General features: G+C 35.3%; 18 protein-coding genes and 1 pseudogene. 5 read left to right on the forward strand and 14 right to left on the reverse strand.

The features are described from left to right. Nucleotides 1-271, reverse strand: a pseudogene (locus tag ACJAT0_RS08640) (TrkH family potassium uptake protein); the annotation flags it as partial. Continuing rightward, the gene (gene trkA / locus ACJAT0_RS08645) at nt 271-1620 is read right to left on the reverse strand and encodes a Trk system potassium transporter TrkA (RefSeq protein WP_415181341.1); all 1350 of its coding nucleotides are present in this window, start codon (nt 1618-1620) and stop codon (nt 271-273) included. The pseudogene ACJAT0_RS08640 and the gene trkA, both read right to left, overlap by 1 nt. Nucleotides 1621-1782: 162 nt before the next feature. On the opposite strand from trkA, the gene ubiE reads away from it, so the two are divergent. Both ubiE and ACJAT0_RS08655 read left to right on the forward strand, forming a co-directional pair. Further along, entirely contained in the window at nt 1783-2517 is a 735-nt protein-coding gene (gene ubiE / locus ACJAT0_RS08650) for a bifunctional demethylmenaquinone methyltransferase/2-methoxy-6-polyprenyl-1,4-benzoquinol methylase UbiE (protein ID WP_415181356.1), read from the forward strand. 1 nt (nt 2518) lies between these two features. Then, the gene (locus ACJAT0_RS08655) at nt 2519-3220 is read left to right on the forward strand and encodes a porin family protein (RefSeq protein WP_415181342.1); all 702 of its coding nucleotides are present in this window, start codon (nt 2519-2521) and stop codon (nt 3218-3220) included. A gap of 150 nt (nt 3221-3370) precedes the next feature. On the opposite strand, the gene ACJAT0_RS08660 is transcribed toward ACJAT0_RS08655, so the two are convergent. Next, nucleotides 3371-4099: a TrmH family RNA methyltransferase gene (locus ACJAT0_RS08660; protein ID WP_415181343.1), complete on the reverse strand. Its 729-nt coding sequence runs from the start codon at nt 4097-4099 to the stop codon at nt 3371-3373. Between the two features lie 29 nt (nt 4100-4128). Between ACJAT0_RS08660 and ACJAT0_RS08665 the strand changes: the two genes are divergently transcribed. The 3 genes from ACJAT0_RS08665 (at nt 4129) to accD (ending at nt 8842) form a co-directional block, all read left to right on the forward strand. Next, nucleotides 4129-6681: a BamA/TamA family outer membrane protein gene (locus ACJAT0_RS08665; protein ID WP_415181344.1), complete on the forward strand. Its 2553-nt coding sequence runs from the start codon at nt 4129-4131 to the stop codon at nt 6679-6681. A 57-nt stretch (nt 6682-6738) separates the two neighbouring features. Continuing rightward, nucleotides 6739-7806 (forward strand): class II fructose-bisphosphate aldolase, encoded by a 1068-nt coding sequence (gene fbaA, locus ACJAT0_RS08670; protein WP_415181345.1) that lies wholly within the window; start codon nt 6739-6741, stop codon nt 7804-7806. 172 nt (nt 7807-7978) lie between these two features. Next, nucleotides 7979-8842 (forward strand): acetyl-CoA carboxylase, carboxyltransferase subunit beta, encoded by an 864-nt coding sequence (accD, locus tag ACJAT0_RS08675; protein ID WP_374003397.1) that lies wholly within the window; start codon nt 7979-7981, stop codon nt 8840-8842. A gap of 950 nt (nt 8843-9792) precedes the next feature. Here accD and ACJAT0_RS08680 read toward each other — a convergent pair. The 11 genes from ACJAT0_RS08680 to ACJAT0_RS08730 all read right to left on the reverse strand — a co-directional run. Further along, entirely contained in the window at nt 9793-11088 is a 1296-nt protein-coding gene (locus ACJAT0_RS08680; RefSeq protein WP_415181346.1) for an HlyD family efflux transporter periplasmic adaptor subunit, read from the reverse strand. 261 nt (nt 11089-11349) lie between these two features. Further along, nucleotides 11350-13620, reverse strand: a complete 2271-nt coding sequence (locus ACJAT0_RS08685) for a peptidase domain-containing ABC transporter (RefSeq protein WP_415181357.1) — start codon at nt 13618-13620, stop codon at nt 11350-11352. 130 nt (nt 13621-13750) lie between these two features. Beyond that, complete coding sequence (locus ACJAT0_RS08690) at nt 13751-14917, reverse strand: hypothetical protein (RefSeq protein WP_415181347.1); 1167 nt, start codon at nt 14915-14917, stop codon at nt 13751-13753. A 2-nt stretch (nt 14918-14919) separates the two neighbouring features. Beyond that, the gene (locus ACJAT0_RS08695; RefSeq protein ID WP_415181348.1) at nt 14920-15183 is read right to left on the reverse strand and encodes a hypothetical protein; all 264 of its coding nucleotides are present in this window, start codon (nt 15181-15183) and stop codon (nt 14920-14922) included. Nucleotides 15184-15228: 45 nt separating this feature from the next. Continuing rightward, nucleotides 15229-15366, reverse strand: coding sequence for a hypothetical protein (locus ACJAT0_RS08700; protein WP_415181349.1), 138 nt, complete (start codon nt 15364-15366; stop codon nt 15229-15231). Between the two features lie 376 nt (nt 15367-15742). Further along, nucleotides 15743-16333 (reverse strand): hypothetical protein, encoded by a 591-nt coding sequence (locus ACJAT0_RS08705; protein ID WP_415181350.1) that lies wholly within the window; start codon nt 16331-16333, stop codon nt 15743-15745. 626 nt (nt 16334-16959) lie between these two features. After that, complete coding sequence (locus ACJAT0_RS08710; RefSeq protein WP_415181351.1) at nt 16960-17406, reverse strand: hypothetical protein; 447 nt, start codon at nt 17404-17406, stop codon at nt 16960-16962. Nucleotides 17407-17552: 146 nt separating this feature from the next. After that, nucleotides 17553-18152, reverse strand: a complete 600-nt coding sequence (locus ACJAT0_RS08715; protein ID WP_415181352.1) for a hypothetical protein — start codon at nt 18150-18152, stop codon at nt 17553-17555. Then, nucleotides 18149-18649, reverse strand: a complete 501-nt coding sequence (locus ACJAT0_RS08720; RefSeq protein WP_415181353.1) for an outer membrane beta-barrel protein — start codon at nt 18647-18649, stop codon at nt 18149-18151. The genes ACJAT0_RS08715 and ACJAT0_RS08720 overlap by 4 nt, the downstream gene beginning before the upstream one ends. Before the next feature lie 69 nt (nt 18650-18718). Then, a complete protein-coding gene (locus tag ACJAT0_RS08725) occupies nt 18719-19462 on the reverse strand; it encodes a hypothetical protein (protein WP_415181354.1) in 744 nt (247 codons plus the stop codon). A 625-nt stretch (nt 19463-20087) separates the two neighbouring features. Then, on the reverse strand, nt 20088-20374 hold a 287-nt coding region (locus ACJAT0_RS08730; RefSeq protein ID WP_415181355.1), incomplete at its 5' end, for a hypothetical protein.

A 20374-nucleotide genomic window follows, 5' to 3' on the forward strand; every position in this document is an offset into this window, starting at 1 on the left:
ACGGCATGGTACCGGCAAAAGCCATAATCAACCAACCTAATGTGACAATAAGATAGCCTTCCTTTTTTTGAAGTTCTTTTATATGATGGCGCGTCAGATACATGACTGAAGCTCCTAAGAAAACAGCCACACCAGAGGCAGCAAAAATATCTAAAGCTTCACTTTCTCCATAAATAACACTGACTAATGCAGACAGAGACATAAAACCACCATTAAAGACTAAGAGTAGTCCCATTATAAAGATGATGATCTTATAATTAAGCTTTGTCATTATAAAAATAATTTTTCAACTTGGGCGATAGATCTCGGTAAACAGCAAACCACTACTCTATCTCCCGCCTCTATGGTAAAGCTACCCAACACTACATTTCCAATACCATCTCTTATGACACCACCTATGATGGCACTTCTAGGGACACCGGCATTTGCTATAGTTTTACCACACAAGGCACTTTCTGATGGAACAATAAATTCAAGCAACTCAGCATTCATGTTATTGAGTTTTGTCATAGCGACGACTTCACCTTTACGCACGTACCTAAATATATTGTTTGCCGCTAGTAATTTCTTGTTGATCAGAGTATCGATTCCTATACTGTGAGATAACTGGAAGTAATCCATGTTTTCTACCAGTGAGATTGTTTTTTTTACACTCTTACTTTTTGCCATCAGACAGGAAATGATATTGGTCTCGCTATTTCCTGTAACCGCTATAAAAGCATCCATTTCATGAATGTTTTCTTCTTGTAATAATTCTACATTACGGCCGTCACCATTTAAGACCAGCACTTCTGGAAGCGCATCAGCAAGGTCAAAGGCTTTTTTAGGATCTTTCTCAATCAGCTTTACATTTACGCCGGCCTTAGAAAGTTGTAGCGCGCTTTGCTTTCCTATATTACTACCCCCTAGAATCATGACATTGCGCATGGCATGTTTTGTTTTACCCGTAAGTTTATAAAGTTCTTCCACACCTCCAGCTGTAGTAATAAAATAAACTTGATCTCCTTCTTTAAATTGAGTATCCCCACGAGGTATCAAGGTATATTGAGTACCAAACCTTTGTATGGCGATGGGCATAAAATGAATCTCTGGAAAGATCTCACCAGCTTGCTGCACTGTTTTACCAACAAATTGTGCCGTGCGCTGCAAATTGACACCTACCATAGTAAGTGCCCCATCTTCAAATTCGTAACTATCATTAAAGGCACTTTGATTGAGCAGCAATTCAATCTCTTTACTGGCTAATGCTTCTGGAGAGATCAACTCATCAATCCCAAAACCAGAAAAGCCTATAGCGTCTTGATGGTCTAAAAATTCTGTGTTGGTAATACGTGCCACGGTACGTTTTGCGCCCAGTTGCTTGGCCAGTACACAAATGGTAATATTAGTCGTCTCGCTACTGGTCACTGCAATAACTAAATCTGCTTGATCGATTCTCGCATCTTGAAGAATCTTTATAGACGTAGAATCTCCACGCATGACACGTATATCAAGATGGGTATCTGCATAATGCAAATTCTCCTGTAGAGGATCAATGAGCGTTATATCTTGTGACTCGTAGGACAGCAGTTTTGCCAGGTGAAAACCTACCTCACCAGCTCCTGCAATAATGATTTTCATAGAATCGTATCTGTAATATATCAAAGATACTAGAATGTGACTTAACTTGTAAAAAAAGCATGGCTTTTAATGGCTAAAAAGATGACTATCTCGCTTTCGCGAAAGCGAAATAGCAATAAGCTCAACGCACTGCATTATCTTTGCCCCTCTAAATTAAAAATTGTGTCAGAAGAAGTAAAGCCCTATAAAGAAGAAAATTCTGGAAAAAAAGAACAAGTCACTAAAATGTTTGATACCATCAGTGGTGAATACGACGGACTTAACAGAATTATTTCTCTGGGTTTGGATCAAAAATGGCGCGACAATGTTGTGAAAATAGTTGCTGCTCAACATCCTAAAGTCATTATGGATATTGCTACAGGAACAGGTGACTTAGTCATAAAAATGGCACAACAAACTGATGCCAAAAAGCTTATAGGCCTTGATATTTCCAGCGGTATGCTTGAGGTAGGAAAGGTGAAAGTTAGGGAAGAAAAATTAGATAACCGTATTGAGATGGTCCTAGGAGATTCTGAAAACCTACAATTTGAAGATGGCTCTATAGATGCCGTAACCGTTTCTTATGGAGTACGTAACTTTGAAGATCTTGAAAAAGGACTGGGAGAAATTCTAAGAGTTTTGAAATCTGGAGGTATTTTAGTGATTTTAGAAACAAGTATTCCCACTCAGTTCCCGTTTAAACAAGGATACTATTTTTACTCTGGTATTATGGTTCCTATATTAGGACAATTGTTTTCTAAAGATAAGATTGCTTACGGTTATCTGTCTAAAAGTGCCTCAAAATTTCCATACGGAGAGAAATTCAACAATATTTTAAAGAAAGTAGGGTTTAAAGAAGTAGAAAACGAATTACAATTTCATGGTGCATCCACCATTTATAAAGCAGTAAAAGCATAATATGAAACACCTTATTATTATTATTATTGTAGCATTAGCCTTTCAAAACTCTAGTGCTCAGTTATTTTCAAAAGAAAAAATCAAGAATCTAGAAAATTTTGACAAGCAGCGTATGAGCTGGGGTTACTATTTAGGATTCAATTCTTATGACTATAAATTTGATTATAATGAAATTACCGAAGAGATCATCACAGAATCCAGTACTGGATTTAATGTAGGTCTAGTAGGTGACGTGCGCATCAATAATTATTTTAACATCAGACTGGAGCCGGGAATTGCTTTTTCCACGAGAAACTTAACTTTTTCAGACCCATTATTAACTACTATAGCTCAAAGGGAGCGAGAAGTCCCTTCCACCTACATTCACATACCCTTATTGATTAAATTTTCTACCAAGAGATCTAATAACTGGAAACCCTTTGTAGTTGCTGGGGCTTCCTGGTCGAGTAATTTATCCAGTAATGAAGATAATCCAGATGACAATAGCTCTGGACAGTTCCGGCAAACATCTAATGTTTTTAACTATGAATTAGGCGTAGGTTTTGACTTATACCTCTACTATTTTAAGTTCTCTCCTTCCATTAGAGGCGTATTTGCAATGGGTGATGAGCTCGTACGCGATACAGATCCTAACAGCGCATGGACGGGAAATATTACCAGCATGCAATCTAGAGGTATTTTTATCAATTTTACCTTCCAGTAGCATCTATTAAGTGGTAAAATACTGCCTTTTTGATTTAGCCTATTTTTCATTCATCTGAGGTATACCATCTAAGCATAGCTTTTGTTAGGGCTCTATCTTACATCAAAATGTAAATGGGGAAAATTAGGAGTTTTATGCACTATTATAAAACTACGTAGACGTGGTACGCAGCCACTCGCCTAATGCGATAGAAGTGGCCATAGCGACATTGAGACTTTCTGTGTTTTGCGAGGTTCCATATTGAGGAATACGTATGGCAGTGCCTTTTTTCAAAAGCTCCTTGCTTATACCATGCGACTCATTTCCCATGATTAAAATTCCTTCTTCTGGCAGTGGTTTCTCATAAATACTTGACCCATTCATCGCGGTGGGAAAAACTGGCAATAAAGAAGACGTTACGTACGCCAACAAATCAGTATAATGAACTTGCACACGAGCTAAAGATGCCATACTTGCTTGTACACATTTATAATTATATCCATCTACTGTTTCCTTACTGCAAACGATATCTGAAATCCCAAACCAGTCTGCCAGTCTAATTATAGTTCCTAGATTACCTGGATCCTTAACGCCATCGAGGGCAATTATTTTACCCGTTTTAGGTAGGCTTTGCTTTTGATTCATTTTAAAAACAGCAAGGTATCCAGGAGGTGTTTTAAGATTAGAAATCGACTTCATATCTTTTGCACTAACAGTTTCAGGCTCTAGATGATCTAAATGATGATTGCCAGAAACAATGAGGATAACTTCCACCCTAAGACCAGAGCTAGCAAGTTCTCTAATAGATTTATACCCTTCAACAATAAAAAGCTGGTGTTCCTCTCTATATTTTTTTAAACTTAGAGATTTGATAAGCTGTAACTTGCTTTTAGTAACCATTTATAATCGTATTTTTGAATATCGTACTTATGGAAAAAACAGCACTTCATGCAAAAATAGGCTTATTTATACTGCTTATAATCTTATTGGTTTCCTGTAGTGCTATTAAACGTGTCCCTGACGGCAGGCAACTACTTGTTAAAAGCACCATACTCGTGGACAGCATGGCTCCAAAAGATCCAAGAGTACCTACGTTACCCATTCTACAACCTAATCAACGCTTACTTACCATACCACTGCGTCTTCATATTTATAACCTTGCAAGACCTAACCGTGACTCTATGTATTTGAAATGGATGCAGGAACATCCAGAAGGTTTAAAGAGACGCAACGCCATCCTTTCTGAAAAACAAACCATAGGACTAGGTCAAAGTTTAGTAGATTTTAATAATTGGTTAAAAAGAACTGGTGAAACACCTACATTAATAGAAGAAACGGCCATTGAAAAATCTAAAGAAAGGCTTAAAGCATTCTATTGGAGTCAGGGCTGGTTCAATACCGAGGTAGATCATAATATTACAGATAGTAAAAGAGCAAAAAGAGCTGGTATTGAATACTACGTTACTAGGCACCAACCCTATAAAATAGACAGTCTCCGCACTCAGATAACGACACCCGTAATTGACTCCTTATATCAGCTCGTTAAAGCAGGCAGTATTCTTAAAAAGGAAGAACAATATTTCACACCCAATATAAATACAGAAAGAGACCGACTCAACTCTTACTTCCGCAATCATGGAGCTTTTCACATGGAGAAGGAAAACATAAGATTTGAAGGCGATACTGTTAACACCGGTCATAAAGCAACTATTACTTTAATTATTAAAGATAGGGAAATTAAGGAGGGTGATTCTTCTTTCACTGTTCCCTATAAGATTCATAAAATAAGTGAAGTAAACATCATCCCCGACTATCAAAATGTTTCTGGCAGTAAAGAAGCAGATACCCTTAAATATGAAGATTACAATATATTTCGTTACGGAAAACGCAAATACAGAAAATCTACACTTACTGACGCTATATTCTTTCATAAAGGAGATGTATATAGAGATATAGACCGCGACCGTACTTACAAAAGAATTACAGAGTTACAAAGCTTCTCATACCCTACTATAAAATATGTGGAAGACCCAAGAGACTCTACAGGTACAGATCTTATCGCAAATGTTCTACTGACTTCAAAAAAGAAATTTGAATTTACTTATGGAGTGGAAACAACACATAGTAACATTCAAGCAATAGGAGTAGGTTTAAATACTTCTTTGTTGATTAGAAATTTATTTAGAGGTAGTGAATTGCTAGATATTTCTTTTAGAGGTAACATAGGAGCGAGCACGAACGCAGCGACAAGAAATTCTAGATTCTTTGATCTTCAAGAATTAGGAGCAGATGCTCGATTGAGCTTTCCTAGATTGTTCTTACCTTTTGATGTCAATCATTTAATACCTAAGTACATGTCTCCGTCGTCTAATTTATCAGTCGGTTACTTTAGTCAGATTAATATAGGCCTTGATAAGCAGAGTCTCAATAGTGCACTTACCTATAACTGGAGACAGACCCCTACAAAAAGCACCAGATTAGACCTTATCAACGCTCAATACGTGCGCAATTTAGATCCAGGGAATTTTTTCAATGTGTATCGAAGTAGTTATGGCAGCGTGAATGACCTTGCAAATGATCTTAACATCAACGATCCCACGTATGTGAACACCAGTGGCAACCTCACTGTTCCAGATGGCACTAACGCATTCATTACTGACGCGATAGCAGGAAATTTAGGAGCAAATGACGAACAAAGAGAAATCATAAGAAATATACGGGAACGTAGAAATAGACTTTCACAAAATAACTTAATCATTTCTTCCAGTTACAGCTGGACTCGTAATAATCGAGAAGGTATTTATGACGACGAATTTTCTAGATTTAACATGAGAATTGAAGCCGCAGGAAATGTACTTTCTGGAGTTTCCAGTCTGGCAGGTATCAATAAGAATGATGCCAACACGAGACGCGTATTTGGTGTAGAGTACAGCCAGTATGTAAAGACAGAAATTGATTACGTCAAGCACTGGCAATTGTTTAACAAACATGTTTTTGCTATTAGAGCCTTTGGAGGAATTGCCATTCCTTATGGCAATTCTAATAACATCCCATTTATACGATCCTTTTTTGCTGGTGGCCCCAATGATAATAGAGCCTGGCAAGCATATGAATTAGGGCCAGGGAAAACAGGTGGACTTAATGATTTCAATGAAGCAAATATGAAACTAGCTTTTAATGCTGAATACAGGTTTCCTATCTCAGGCGCTTTTAAAGGCGCTGTATTTGCAGACGTAGGTAACATTTACAACGTACTAGATAGTGAAGACGATCCCGACGCTATTTTTGATAGTATTAGAGACCTTGAATATCTAGCATTAGGGACTGGAATTGGTTTGCGTTACGACTTTGGTTTCTTTGTTTTGAGATTTGATATGGGTTTCAAGACGTACAACCCAGCCTTAGAAGAAAACAGAAGATGGCTCAAGGAATTCAAAATTTCTAGATCTGTTCTTAACGTAGGGATTAATTATCCTTTCTAACAATCTACAACTAGGCGTTTATTTTTGCTTATTTTTGTTATTCATCAATCGAGAAACATGAGTCATAAAATTAAACCCGGAGTTGCCACTGGCGACCAAGTTCAGGAAATATTCCATCACGCAAAAGCAAACGGTTATGCGCTTCCCGCAGTAAACGTAGTAGGGTCTAATACCGTGAACGCGGTAATGGAAACTGCTGCAGAATTAAACTCTCCCGTAATCATTCAGTATTCAAATGGAGGATCTGTTTTCAATGCTGGAAAGGGATTAAACAATGAGCATCAAAAAGCTGCCATACTAGGAGGTATCGCTGGTGCAGAACATGTCCACAGACTTGCCGAAGCATATGGTGCGAGTGTTATCTTACACACCGATCACTGTGCAAAAAAATTACTTCCTTGGATTGATGGTTTGTTAGATGCAGGTGAAGCACGCTTTCGCGAAAGCGGGAAAAGTTTATACTCTTCACACATGATAGATCTAAGTGAAGAGCCACTAGAAGAAAACATAGAAATATGTAAAAGATATCTAGAAAGAATGTCAAAAATGGACATGACTCTAGAAATAGAATTGGGAATTACTGGTGGTGAAGAAGATGGTGTAGATAATAGCGATATAGATGAATCTAAGCTCTACACTCAACCAGAAGAGGTGGCTTATGCGTATGAAGAGCTTAAAAAAGTAAGTGACAAATTTACAATCGCAGCAGCATTTGGTAATGTACACGGTGTTTATAAGCCTGGTAATGTAAAACTTACCCCTAAAATTCTGAAAAATTCACAAGAATATATTTCTAAGAAATATAATGTAGAACACAACCATATAGATTTTGTGTTTCACGGTGGTTCTGGTTCTTCCCTAGAAGAAATAAGAGAGGCGATAGGTTACGGAGTTATAAAAATGAACATTGATACAGATCTTCAATGGGCATTTGCAGACGGTATCAAAAAATATATGGATACTAATAATGAATTCTTACTTTCTCAAATAGGAAATACATCTGGTTCAGACTCACCGAACAAAAAGTATTATGATCCCCGCAAATGGTTGCGCGAAGGTGAAATGTCTTTTAAAGCTAGGTTAAAGCAAGCTTTTGAAGATCTAAACAACGTCAACACATTGTAAAAGAGTTTCTTTTCCCTACCCCTTAGACCAGCCTGTGCTGCGTTTATCGAGGTATCGAAATGCGCAGCACATGCCTAAAGAGTGGGGAATTATAAATAATTATTATATAACTAAAAGTTGGAGCAAGAGTGAAATTCATCACTCTTTGCTCCTAACTCTTAACTAGTAAGATATGGCTTGGTTTAAAAGAGATAAAAAAGGTATTACAACACCTACAGAGGCAAAGAAAGACACGCCTAAAGGTCTGTGGTATAAATCCCCTACTGGTAAAATTGTAGATACAGATCAACTTAAAAATAATTTTTATGTAAGTCCAGAAGATGGCTATCACGTAAGAATAGGAAGTAACGAATACTTTGAAATATTGTTTGACGATAATAAATTCAAAGAATTAAATCCTAATATCGTTTCTAAAGACCCACTTAATTTTGAGGATACTAAGAAATATACAGACCGTATTGAAGCTGCACAAAGCAAAACTGGACTTAAAGATGCCGTGCGCACCGCAGTAGGTAAATCCAACGGTAATGATCTTGTGATCGCCTGTATGGACTTTGCATTTATAGGGGGTTCTATGGGTAGTGTTGTAGGAGAAAAAATCGCTCGTGCGGCAGATTATTCTTTGAAAAACAACATCCCATTCCTGATCATTTCTAAATCTGGTGGAGCGCGCATGATGGAAGCAGCCTTATCACTCATGCAACTGGCAAAAACCAGTGCAAAACTTGCCCAATTGAGCGACGCAGGAATCCCATATGTATCTTTGTGTACCGATCCTACTACTGGTGGCACCACAGCTTCATTTGCCATGCTAGGAGATATCAACATAGGAGAACCTGGAGCACTAATTGCTTTTGCGGGACCGCGAGTTGTAAGAGATACCACAGGAAAAGAACTTCCAGAAGGTTTTCAAACAGCAGAGTTCCTTCTTGAAAAAGGATTTCTAGACTTTATCTGTCCTAGAAATGAACTTAAAAAGAAACTGAACCTCTACCTCAACCTTATTATGAATAGAAAAATAAATGCCAGCGCATAAATTTGCTTTGATACACCATTACAAATCGGCTTAGGAATTCAACTAAATTCTTAAGCCGATTTTTTTGGGCCCTATTCTTAGGATTAAATGGACCCTAACTTGTCCTCTTTATACCCAACTGGACATCACATGTCCGTTTAGATTGTTTTACAAAAAGGAGCTCGGTACCGATGTAGCGATCTCGCTAAAACCAGTAGTGGTTTTAAGCACTTGATTGTGCTGAGCTCTCGCAGTAACGAGAACGAACGAAAGTAACGAAGTAATGCAACATCTGCCGATAGCTATCGGTAGTCCTTTCTCAATTTATAACCTGTGGTTTTCCTTTTGAGTAAATAAATCAATTTTTTGATAGATTCTGGGATGGCCTATACTATGTAGGGTCTAGAAAAAACTGCTCCTCTTAACCCGAATTCTAAATCTTATAAAATACGGAATTCCAACTTTTTTTACTGGCCTGCTATACGATGGTCTACAAGAACGAAAACAATATTCTTTCTTTGAAAAAGCATTTGACATCTAGGAACAAGTTGCTGCCGCACAGAACGTGAACTAGGCTTACATATTTGAGATGTATACAAATTCTGTGTCCCCCATTACTGAATTTATCCCGGCTGACGCTGCGATAAATTCTGTCTTCGCCTGTCCAGATGAGGAGCCGTTTACCCTTGTGTTCTTATGAGTGAAAACCGAAATGATCCTAAAGTTTTGGGTATTTCGATAAGCCTAGCGCAAGGCTTTTGCTCCATCTGGCACAGATTCTTCTGTGCTCCATAAGATCAACTCCGTTCCTTTTTACGCACTTGATTGTGCTGAACTCTCGCTGTAACGAGAACGAACGGAAGTATCGAAGTGATGCGGCGTCTAACAATAGCTATCGGTACTGACTTTCTCAATTTGTAACCTGACGTTTTTTATCTGAATAAACATATCCATATTCCAAGTTCTATAAATCATGACCTAGAAAACACCTCCTTAAACTGATAAAAGAATCGCTCCATAAGCCGCAAATCTTCTGTTACAGTTTCTGCAATGACGCTGGTTTCTTGTTGCAACTGGATTTCTTTGTTATAAGAAGTAATTAAAGTGTTTGATAAAGATATTTGTACATAATAGAACCCATCTGCATCTGGAACTTGAGAAATGGTCGTTACTTTTCCTTCTAAGACACCAAATTCTGTCTCTGGGAAATTCTGTAGTTTGAGGAAGGTCTTTTGCCCATGCTTTAATTTACCAGAATTTAATACGGGTGTTTTAAGAGTGGCGATATAGGATTCGTACTTTTCTGGAAACACCGTAAAAAGTAAATCACCTTGCTGGACTTGCTGCTCTTCTTTCCAGTATTGTGTAAAGCTTAAACGACCGTTTATAGTGGCTCTTAAAATATACAATTGTTCATAATCGTTTACCGCTTTTTTAAGCTGCGTAAAGGACTGAATCAATGTCTTGTAAAGCTGTATATTTTCTCTTGATCTATTGATTTTTATGCCTTCCAGTGAGCTGGACGTATTGCTTAATTGGTTTCTCAACTGCGAGATAGACGCATCCATACTTTGAAAAGAACGCACATTCTGCGCATATTCCAGTTGCTTCAATTCATATTCTTGTGCTGCGATAACCCCTTTTTCAAACAATGTTTTATGGCGATCTAATTCTTTCTTTTTAAAGTCTAACTCTGTTTGTTGTATCCGCTTTCGCGAAAGCATATTTCCCAACTGCGCCTGTAGCTGTATTCTTGTAGATTCATTTGCTAATTGATCATTATCAAAAGGTTGCCATTCTTTATTGAGTCGGTATTGAATATAGGCATTTTCAAAAACCGCAAAAGGAATTTCTAAATCACCCAAAAAAAGAATGGGCAAACGATCTACTGGAAATTGAAAATTATTCTTCTCATAACTAATGGTATCCAGAACTTTTTCTAAAAGCAATACATCTTTATAACTGGCAGCATTTTCTAAAACAGCAATCACCTCGCCTGATTGAACCTCTTGGTCATTTTCAATTAAAACGTGCTGTAGAGTTGCCGTAATTTTACTGTATTCTTTTTGTGGCGGTACAGCGGTAGTGATGATTCCCTGAGAAACTATAATATCTGGATATTTTACAAACCATGATAAGAATAGCAACAAAAGTATAATCAGCAAAAATACCGTGTTGCCATATCTAATGATACGACTCGGTACTTTTGTGAGAATCTCTTGCACTTCTTCACTTCGTAATTCTATGTCTTCTAATTGGTCTGGCATATTAATTTTCCGCACAGGCGGAAATCTGTTTTTATTTGTCAAGCCGTTGCATAACGGCTTTGCTATTTTCTATCTTGATATTTTTAAAACCGCATTTCGAGTGCTTCAATGCTTGCAAATGTGACTTGTTAATTACAGCTGATCAATAATATAAATGTTGTCTCCTCGAGCGCCGTCGAGAGGTTTATTCTTCTTGAAAAGCATTTGAACGAGACAATCGTTCTCGACTGCGCTCAAACTGACATTTTTCAAATCATAATTCTAACTTCCCAATTCCAGCTGATTTTTGACCAAATGATAGTAGTCCCCTTTTGCTGCAATCAAACTTTCATGAGTACCTTGTTCTGCTATTTTACCTTGGTCCAACACTACGATTTGATCTGCATTTTTTACGGTGCTTAGCCGGTGAGCGATGACCATGACGGTTTTGTTTTTGAAAAAAATGTTGAGTTTATCCATGATGACTTTTTCGTTGTTAGCGTCTAGTGCGCTGGTAGCTTCATCAAAAAATAGGAAATCTGGGTTTTTATAGACGGCTCTAGCGATTAATAAACGTTGTTTTTGTCCGGTGCTGAGTCCTACTCCTTCCATACCTATTTGTGTGTTGTAGGAAAGCGGTAAGGACTCTATATAATCTTTGATATTTGCTACATCAATAGCATGCGCCAGTTTTTTCTTATCGATGAAGTCATCACCTACAGCAATGTTATGTGCAATACTGTCATTAAAAATATAGCCTTCTTGCATCACCACACCGCAGCTTTCTCTCCAGGCACTTTGAGATATGTTTTTTAAGTTGTGTTGTCCTACTTTAATCGTTCCTTCTATAGGATCATAAAATTTAAGCAGCATTTTCATTAAGGTCGTTTTACCGCTGCCGCTTACTCCTACCACCGCGGTAATCTTATTTGCTGGTATGGTTAAATTTAATTCTTCTAAAACCAATTGTTCACTTCCTGTATAACGATAGGATACATCTTCTAAATGAATATCATCATCGGTAGAGTAGTCGCTTATTTTTTGTGTAGGGTCGCTTTCTTCGTCTTCTTTATTGTGGATTTCTCCCAGTCGTTCTAGAGAGATTTTGGCATCTTGCCATTCTTTTATAAAACCTATCAACTGACCTATGGGTGCGTTCAATTGGCCGACTATATAACTAATGGCAAGCATCATACCCAAGGTTATATCTCCAGAAATTACCAAAGTAGCCGACAATACCGTAATAATAATGTTTTTGAGTTCATTTATAAACCCCGAACCTACCGACTGGTATTGTTCCAGTGCAAGTCCTTCCACGGCAACTTTATACAATCTCGCTTGTGTAAATTCCCAATTCCAGCGTTTGCGTTTCTCGGCATTATGTAATTTGATATCCTGCATTCCATTGATGATCTCGATCACTTTACTTTGTTCCTGGCTTACTTGTGCAAAGCGTTTGTAATCCAGGTCTTTTCGCTTTTTTAAGAATATTACGATCCATAAAAAATACAAGACGCTACCCAATGCAAATACGCCAAAAATCCTCAGATCATAATACAGCAGCACGATAGAAAAAATAACCAGATTCACCATAGAGAACAACACATCTAGAGAAGAAGTAGTTAAAATACGCTCTATACGCCTGTGGTCATTGATGCGTTGTAAAATATCTCCAGTAACTCGTGAATCAAAAAAGGCAATAGGCAATTTCATCAACTTGATAAAAAAGTCAGATACCAAAGAGATGTTGATGCGGGTACTTAAATGCAATAAAATCCAACTGCGTATGACTTGGATTACGGTGCGCCCTATAAAAAGAGCCAACTGTGCAAAAAGCACCAAATAAATAAAGGGGACGTCTTGATTTTTAATCCCTATATCCACAATGCTTTGGGTTAAAAACGGAAAAATCAATTGCAATATACTGGCGGCGATCAACCCTAAAACCAGTTGCCATAAATACTTTTTGTATTTAAAAACATAGCGAGAAAGTATGGAAAAACCAAATTCCTTTTTCTCATCGCCAGCATCTTCCTGTTCATACAGCGCAGGAGTAGGTTCTAAAAGCAACGCAATACCTTCTTCAGTTGATGGAGTAGCATCTTTACCGATCCAGTGGTCTAGAAACTCTCTTTGATTATACTTTAAAAGACCATGTGCTGGGTCTGAGATGTGATAAACCGTTGTCAGATCAACCCACTGTCCAGAGCTTGTCGAAGGAGCAGTCAAGATCGATTTACTTGATCTGAAAAACCTTTTTGATTTGGTTACTTTATAAAGGACCACATAGTGATTCTTATTCCAGTGCAAGATGCAGGGCAATGGTGCTTCTTCTAGTCGTTGTACATTGATTTTAACTCCTAGAGAACGCAAACCTATCACCTCAGCAGCATTGCTCACTCCTTGCAGGTTGCTTCCTGTTCTTATGGTCTCAGAAAGCGTTCTTAAACGCTGTAGGTCTATGGACTTCTGGTAATGTCCAGCTATGATTTTAAGACAGGTGGGACCGCAGTCTTTTTGATCCAATTGTCGATAGTGTGGAAATGTTGCCAGAATATATATTTAAGGTAATCTTGTTAAAAATACGAAAGCGATATGACTTGAGTCTACAGATTTAAATTAAGCTCGTGGTAAGTACTTTTTTAATTGGAAAACTGCTGTGCTATAGGATACTCAAAACACATCAATCAAACTCATTAATACCGTATAAAATCTGTTTCATTTTACTACCATTAATCTCAACTGGTTTGTATGCCGTATTGAATTTTTCAATACTAATCGCTATACTTTCTTTTAGCTTTTTATATTCAGCTGGGATTTTTGTGGCACATTGTTGCTCGTTCTCATAGCTATTAAGCATGATTCCAAACTTTTCATAAAACTTACCACCTTGATCTATATGACCGTTATATATGGTAATGAATTGTAGCAAACGATCTATAGGAAACTCTAAATTGATTTGCATTTTATGCGCTCTGTACCGCTGCGATTCGTCTTTTATAGCCTTATCTAACTCATTGAGATACTTTTTTAAATTTTCCCTTACTTCATCCCAATCATCGCTATTTCTACATTCTTTTAAAGGAGTTTTATATTTAATAGGTTTCGTATAATCTACAAATAGTTGCTCTAATTCCTTAATTACATTATCGTTACTTTTTTGAAGAAATGAAGTTTCAAAAAAGATAGTGTTCAAATCATTGTGCATTCTCAACGTAAAATCAAGAATACATTCTACCTCCTTTAGACTAGCTTCTTTTTCTGTTTTGCTTACATTAGAATTGCTAAATAATGAAACAACCGTATGCACTACCGAAGTATAAATATTATTACCTAATATATTAGTCAGGTTAAAGCCTTCTCTTTTATCTTGTTTGCTAGTCATGTCATCCTTCATTTTAACAAACTCAGGATATCGATTAGGATTACTCAAATTATTCATTTCATTAAAGGTAGCCACAGAGGAGAAATGATGATCTAAAGTTAAGGTCTTCTCATAGAGAATTTTAATAATTTGTAATCCCTTTAGATATCTTATTTTACTGATGTCTGACGATTCAGAAAGAGCATTTGTTTTTAGTTCGCTTTGTATATGATCCTTTTCTATTAGAATAGCTACTTTATAGTCTGTAGTGGTATTCTCGTTTTGTAGTGACTTAGAAAGGCTTATCAATCTTTCTTGAAGAATGATGTTTTTTACCTCATAAACACCTTGAATTTCTTCAAGTTGTGAACCTAATTCTTCTAAGAGTATCGTTATCTCTTCATTAGGGTCATTTATATTTGCATAAAGATGAACACTTGCAAACATAATAACCAACAATACGATATGTTTTACAAGCACTGCCATGATTATATAAGTTTAAGAGTAATTATAAATTCTTTTTCTGTTACTGTAACGGGATATGCACCAGTTGCAATTTTGGTGAGTCCTTCTGGAACTTTTAAAGGCATTCTCGTTTCTTCTGGAATCTCTATTTCTTCTTCCATAAGAAAAGTGAACTCTTCTAAGTTAGTTTCTTTGTTGATTTCTTGACCTCCTATTTTTATTTCATCTTCCAACGATATTTGATCTCTATGGATGTAAATAGTTAGAGTCTGGTCTAGGTTAAACACGGCTGTTGTATTAGAGTTTTCTAAGCTTGTATTTGCTTGAAAACTTCAGGCGCCACGATCTCGACAGTCTGCTCCTTGTCTTCCTAGAGTAAGTGTGGCGTCTATAGCCGTATCGCTTATTTCTATTTGGGAATAGGCACTAGTTGCGTGGCATAGCAGGGCTATGAGTGTTAGATTTTTCATGATTTTTGATTTTTAAAAACTCACCATGTTTATTATAATTTTAAATATGGTGAGATATAATATTATTATTACTTTTCTATATCTAACTTATTTTAGATGTGTAGTAAAAAAAGATTGATATAGCAATTAGAATCGAAACTATTACACCTATAATGGTTGTTCTAGTAAGGTCATCCTTTTTGTATTTTTGATATCCTATAAAAAGAGAAATAATTACAATTAAAATCAGTATTAATATTTTTACAACAAAAGAAATACTATCGTTAGTCCGGATTAATGTAAAATATATTCCTACTAATATTAACGGTAATAAATTTGAGATCTTTTTCATTTAATAATGTTTTAATTGATTTAATTATTTAGTACTACTGTACTACTATTTAATACAATCTAGATAGTCGAGATACGCATTGTCATCCGCAGCAGAATGAACAAGATATACAGCTCCATGACATATTAACCCTGCAACTACAGTCATATCAGCAAATCCACAGCCTAAATGAGCAACCACAGCTGTACCTAGGTTAATAGCTAAAGTATTTCTATATCTTCTCCCACAATTATCTCCCATTGTTTGATTCTGCTCTTGCCCTACACCTAATTGTGTTAAAGTATCCTCAAAATAAGGGCTCAAATCCTCCGCTGATAACGATTCAAGTTCATAAACTTGGTAAAGGACATTAAGTCTACCTTGTTGTGTTTTGACAAAACTGGCGTAACCTTTATCATTTGTCTTAAAAGCTTCGTAAAACAATTCTAATTGACCTTCTCCCATCTCCTCTTGGCTTGCCAGTTCATTAACTAGTTCAATGTTGCTGTTTTTATTGAACTCTAGTTGATCTTTAACATAGGAAATAAAAGTCGTATCCTTGCTTAATGCACTAAGCTCTTGAGCACTAGCGTTAGACCCTATAAACATAGTTAGCACTAGAGTCATTACGGAAATTATTTTCTTTAAATTCTTCATTTTAATAAATTTATAAATAAAACACCTACTCTATACGTTTTTCGGCGACCACGACTTTTTAAAGTGTATAAGCTGCACACTCTTCAAAACAGCCTAGTATGTGTATATCAAGTATTTTATTTATATTTACAACGATATAACAACTAACGTTGTTTTGGTTTTTAGCGAAACCTGTGAGAGCCTTTACCTAGTAGAGGCTTTCTCTTTTTGTACTATTTATATTTCTGTGTCACGTTTTTTATTTTTTAATGGTGATTGGATATTCTTTCTAAACTGTTTATCTAAATACTTTTATAAAGATCTTAATTATCAACAGTGTAAATGTATAGGAATATAGAAGTGTTATGCAAATACTACCAGTCTAGATTCATGAATAACGAGTCGGCTTTCAGGAATACCCTGTAGTTTAAAAAAAATCAAATCACTACATATCAGTATATTAACTACTATATATGGTTTCTTAGCTAATTACCTCGTTTTATATAATAAAAGAGCTGAAACTTGGCTCAAAAGCAATATAATCCTTAAACTATGTTAGATCATTAGGTTCTAAAAATCCCTTTTTACCTTTTGACCTCAATAATAAAACACCAACAAAACACTTCGTTTTACAAGCACTGCCATGATTATATAAGTTTAAGAGTAATTATAAATTCTTTTTCTGTTACTGTAACGGGATATGCACCAGTTGCAATTTTGGTGACTCCTTCTGGAACTTTTAAAGCCATTCTCGTTTCTTCTGGAATCTCTATTTCTTCTTCCATAAGAAAAGTGAACTCTTCTAAGTTAGTTTCTTTTTTGATTTCTTGACCTCCTATTTTTATTTCATCTTCAAGAGTTATTTGATCTCTTTTGATGTGAATGGTTAAGGTTTTATCTTTGTTAAAAACAACTTTAGTATTGAACTTTTCTGTAGCTTCATTTGTTTTAAAAGTACAAATACCACCCGGTCTTAGGCAGTCTGTATATTTTCCAAAAGACAGATTTGCATCGATACTACGATCCCTTATTTCTTCTTGAGAATAGGCACTAGTATGTAGGCATAGCAGTGCTATAGTTATTAGGTTTTTCATTTTGTTTAATTGGATTACGTTCCCTAAACTGACATTATACTAGATTTAGAAACTCGTAGACAGATTTGAAATTATAAAAGAACTAACTATGTAGTTATATAATTATAAATTATCACAAAATGGTTTATAAATCAGATAGAGTTATTTTACATAAAATTTTCCTCTATTTTTTCGAACATTTTATTTTCAGTGAAAAAATCTACAGGTATGTATTCTAAATTGTCTCTCTTTAAAATACTTATATAAAATAGGGTTAAAGGCTTTTTTATAGGTTTATAGAAAAATTTTTCCCTGTTAACCAATTCCAAAATGCTATAAACAAACTCGGAACAATACAAGTCCTCATTATCTAAAACCAAATCATGATCAAAATTAATCCTTTCTTTACTTAGAGATAATAATTCGCTAAATAAAAAATCATATTCAGATTGTGTAATGTCGCATTTCCAAATTGAATAATAATGAACATCTTCAATTGCTATGAACTCTTTTAAAGTTTCTGACATTAGCGAAGAATGATTAATTACTCGCTCATTTGACACATGATATATAACAAAATCATCATCATTTTTATAACCTATGCCAATATGCGTTGAGAGCGAATCAGTAATGTTGAAATCTTCTGCTATGAACCCTTGTTTCAAACGTGTAGAGCGCGTAAATAAATATAATTCTTTATTTATATATTCATCGCGACAACTAGATAGAGCGAGAAATGTAATAACAATAGTTAAAAATGTTTTCACAATTTCAGTCTAAGGAATGCTCCTGCATTAATTATAGAGCCAGGTGTAATCTTATTATAAGTTGTAATTATTGATAAGCCATAATTAAATGAACGATGCGTATTGAATACGGTTTGAATTCCCATATCTATACCTAAACCTTGATCATTTTCAACGATATCAGAATTATCATAAATAAGATAAGAGAAACCAAAAATGCTTTCTATTTGAAATTTTTCTGATTTTGCAAAGGAGTAATTAGCTTGAAGTCCATAATTTTGTAGATTGTAATCTAAATCAAAGTCTTCACTTTCCATCCAAGAATTACCAAATTTTATACCTAATTTAAGATCTTTTGTAAAGTGATAACCTAGAATACCTTGAACATTTGTTCCTGAATCTTCTTTAATAAATTGCTGATAAATTGTAACATCAGCAGAAAAGTCATCTTGGGCTGATATAATTTGAACAGATAATAGCATTATGAATAATGCTCCAAAAATATTTAATTTTTTCATGTTATTGATTTTTATTTAATTGTTAAAATAAAGCAAGTGAAACACTTCTGCCTCACTTGCTATATAATACTATTTCTCTTTATCTACAGTTGAAACTAATTGATTAGCTCCAAGACTTGCGGCTGTTCCAGTTGCAACACTAAAAGCTCCGCCTCCTGCAACACCACCAGCTACATCTGCTGCACCAACAATCAACCATCTCAACCAACCTGGCGTTCTTTTAGCTTGACCAGTAGTATCAGCACTATTATAGTTATACCAAAAGCCCGGAGAAAATCTAGCCACAGAAGTTGAACTCAAGATTACTTCTTTGTCTTTTTTATTCAAAGAGTTATTTTTCAACACCGAATTTTCGAATGAAACTATATAACTAGTGACCTCTTCGATAGAAATATTTCCTTTTGTTCCATTTTGAACCATAAAATTAAATAACTCTTGTAATTTAAACTTACCCATTTTTGATATATCTAATCGCTCAACTACACCGCTAAAATTATTTTTAATATCTTTTATTCCGTAATTAAATTGAACCATTGTTAGCCTTCCTCCGTCCAATTCCTTAGCATCACAAAAATCATTTGCCAAAGAAATTGTTTCTTCAACGCTTAGTTTTTTAGAATTATTGATTTTGAGAAATTCAGACACCAAGATATTATGTTTCTTACCAGCAGTGTCAAAAGGATTTTCCGAATTACTATATTTTTGGACTGTTGAATTTCCATTATCACTCCAATCAATATTTAGGTTTTGTGAATTAGCATTAAATACAGTAATTAAGATTAAACAACTAATTATATTCTTTAAATTTTTCATTATTATAAATTTTAAATAAAACACCTACTCTATACGTTTTTCGGCGACCACGACTTTTTAAAGTGTATAAGCTGCACACTCTTCAAAACAGCCTAGTATGTGTATATCAAGTATTTTATTTATATTTACAACGATATAACAACTAACGTTGTTTTGGTTTTTAGCGAAACCTGTGAGAGCCTTTACCTAGTAGAGGCTTTCCCTTTTTGTACTATTTATATTTCTGTGTCACGTTTTTTATTTTTTAATGGTGATTGGATATTCTTTCTAAACTGTTTATCTAAATACTTTTATAAAGACCTTTATTATCAACAGTGTAAATGTATAGGAATATAGAAGTGTTATGCAAATACTACCAGTCTAGATTCATGAATAACGAGTCTGCTTTCAGGAATACCCTGTAGTTTAAAAAAAACCAAATCACTACATATCAGTATATTAACTACTATATATGGTTTCTCAGCTAATTACCTCGTTTTATATAATAAAAGAGCTAAAACTTGGCTCAAAAGCAATATAATCCTTAAACTATGTTAGATCATTAGGTTCTAAAAATCCCTTTTTACCTTTTGACCTCTATAATAAAACACCAACAAAACACTTCGTTTTACAAGCACTGCCATGATTATATAAGTTTAAGAGTGATTATAAATTCTTTTTCTGTTACTGTAACGGGATATGCACCAGTTGCAATTTTGGTGACTCCTTCTGTAACTTTTAAAGCCATTCTCGTTTCTTCTGGAATCTCTATTTCTTCTTCCATAAGAAAAGTGAACTCTTCTAAGTTAGTTTCTTTGTTGATTTCTTGACCTCCTATTTTTATTTCATCTTCAAGAGTTATTTGATCTCTTTTGATGTGAATGGTTAAGGTTTTATCTTTGTTAAAAACAACTTTAGTATTGAACTTTTCTG

Origin of the sequence: Nonlabens sp. (genome assembly GCF_047636915.1) — a bacterium.
Lineage (GTDB): Bacteria > Bacteroidota > Bacteroidia > Flavobacteriales > Flavobacteriaceae > Nonlabens.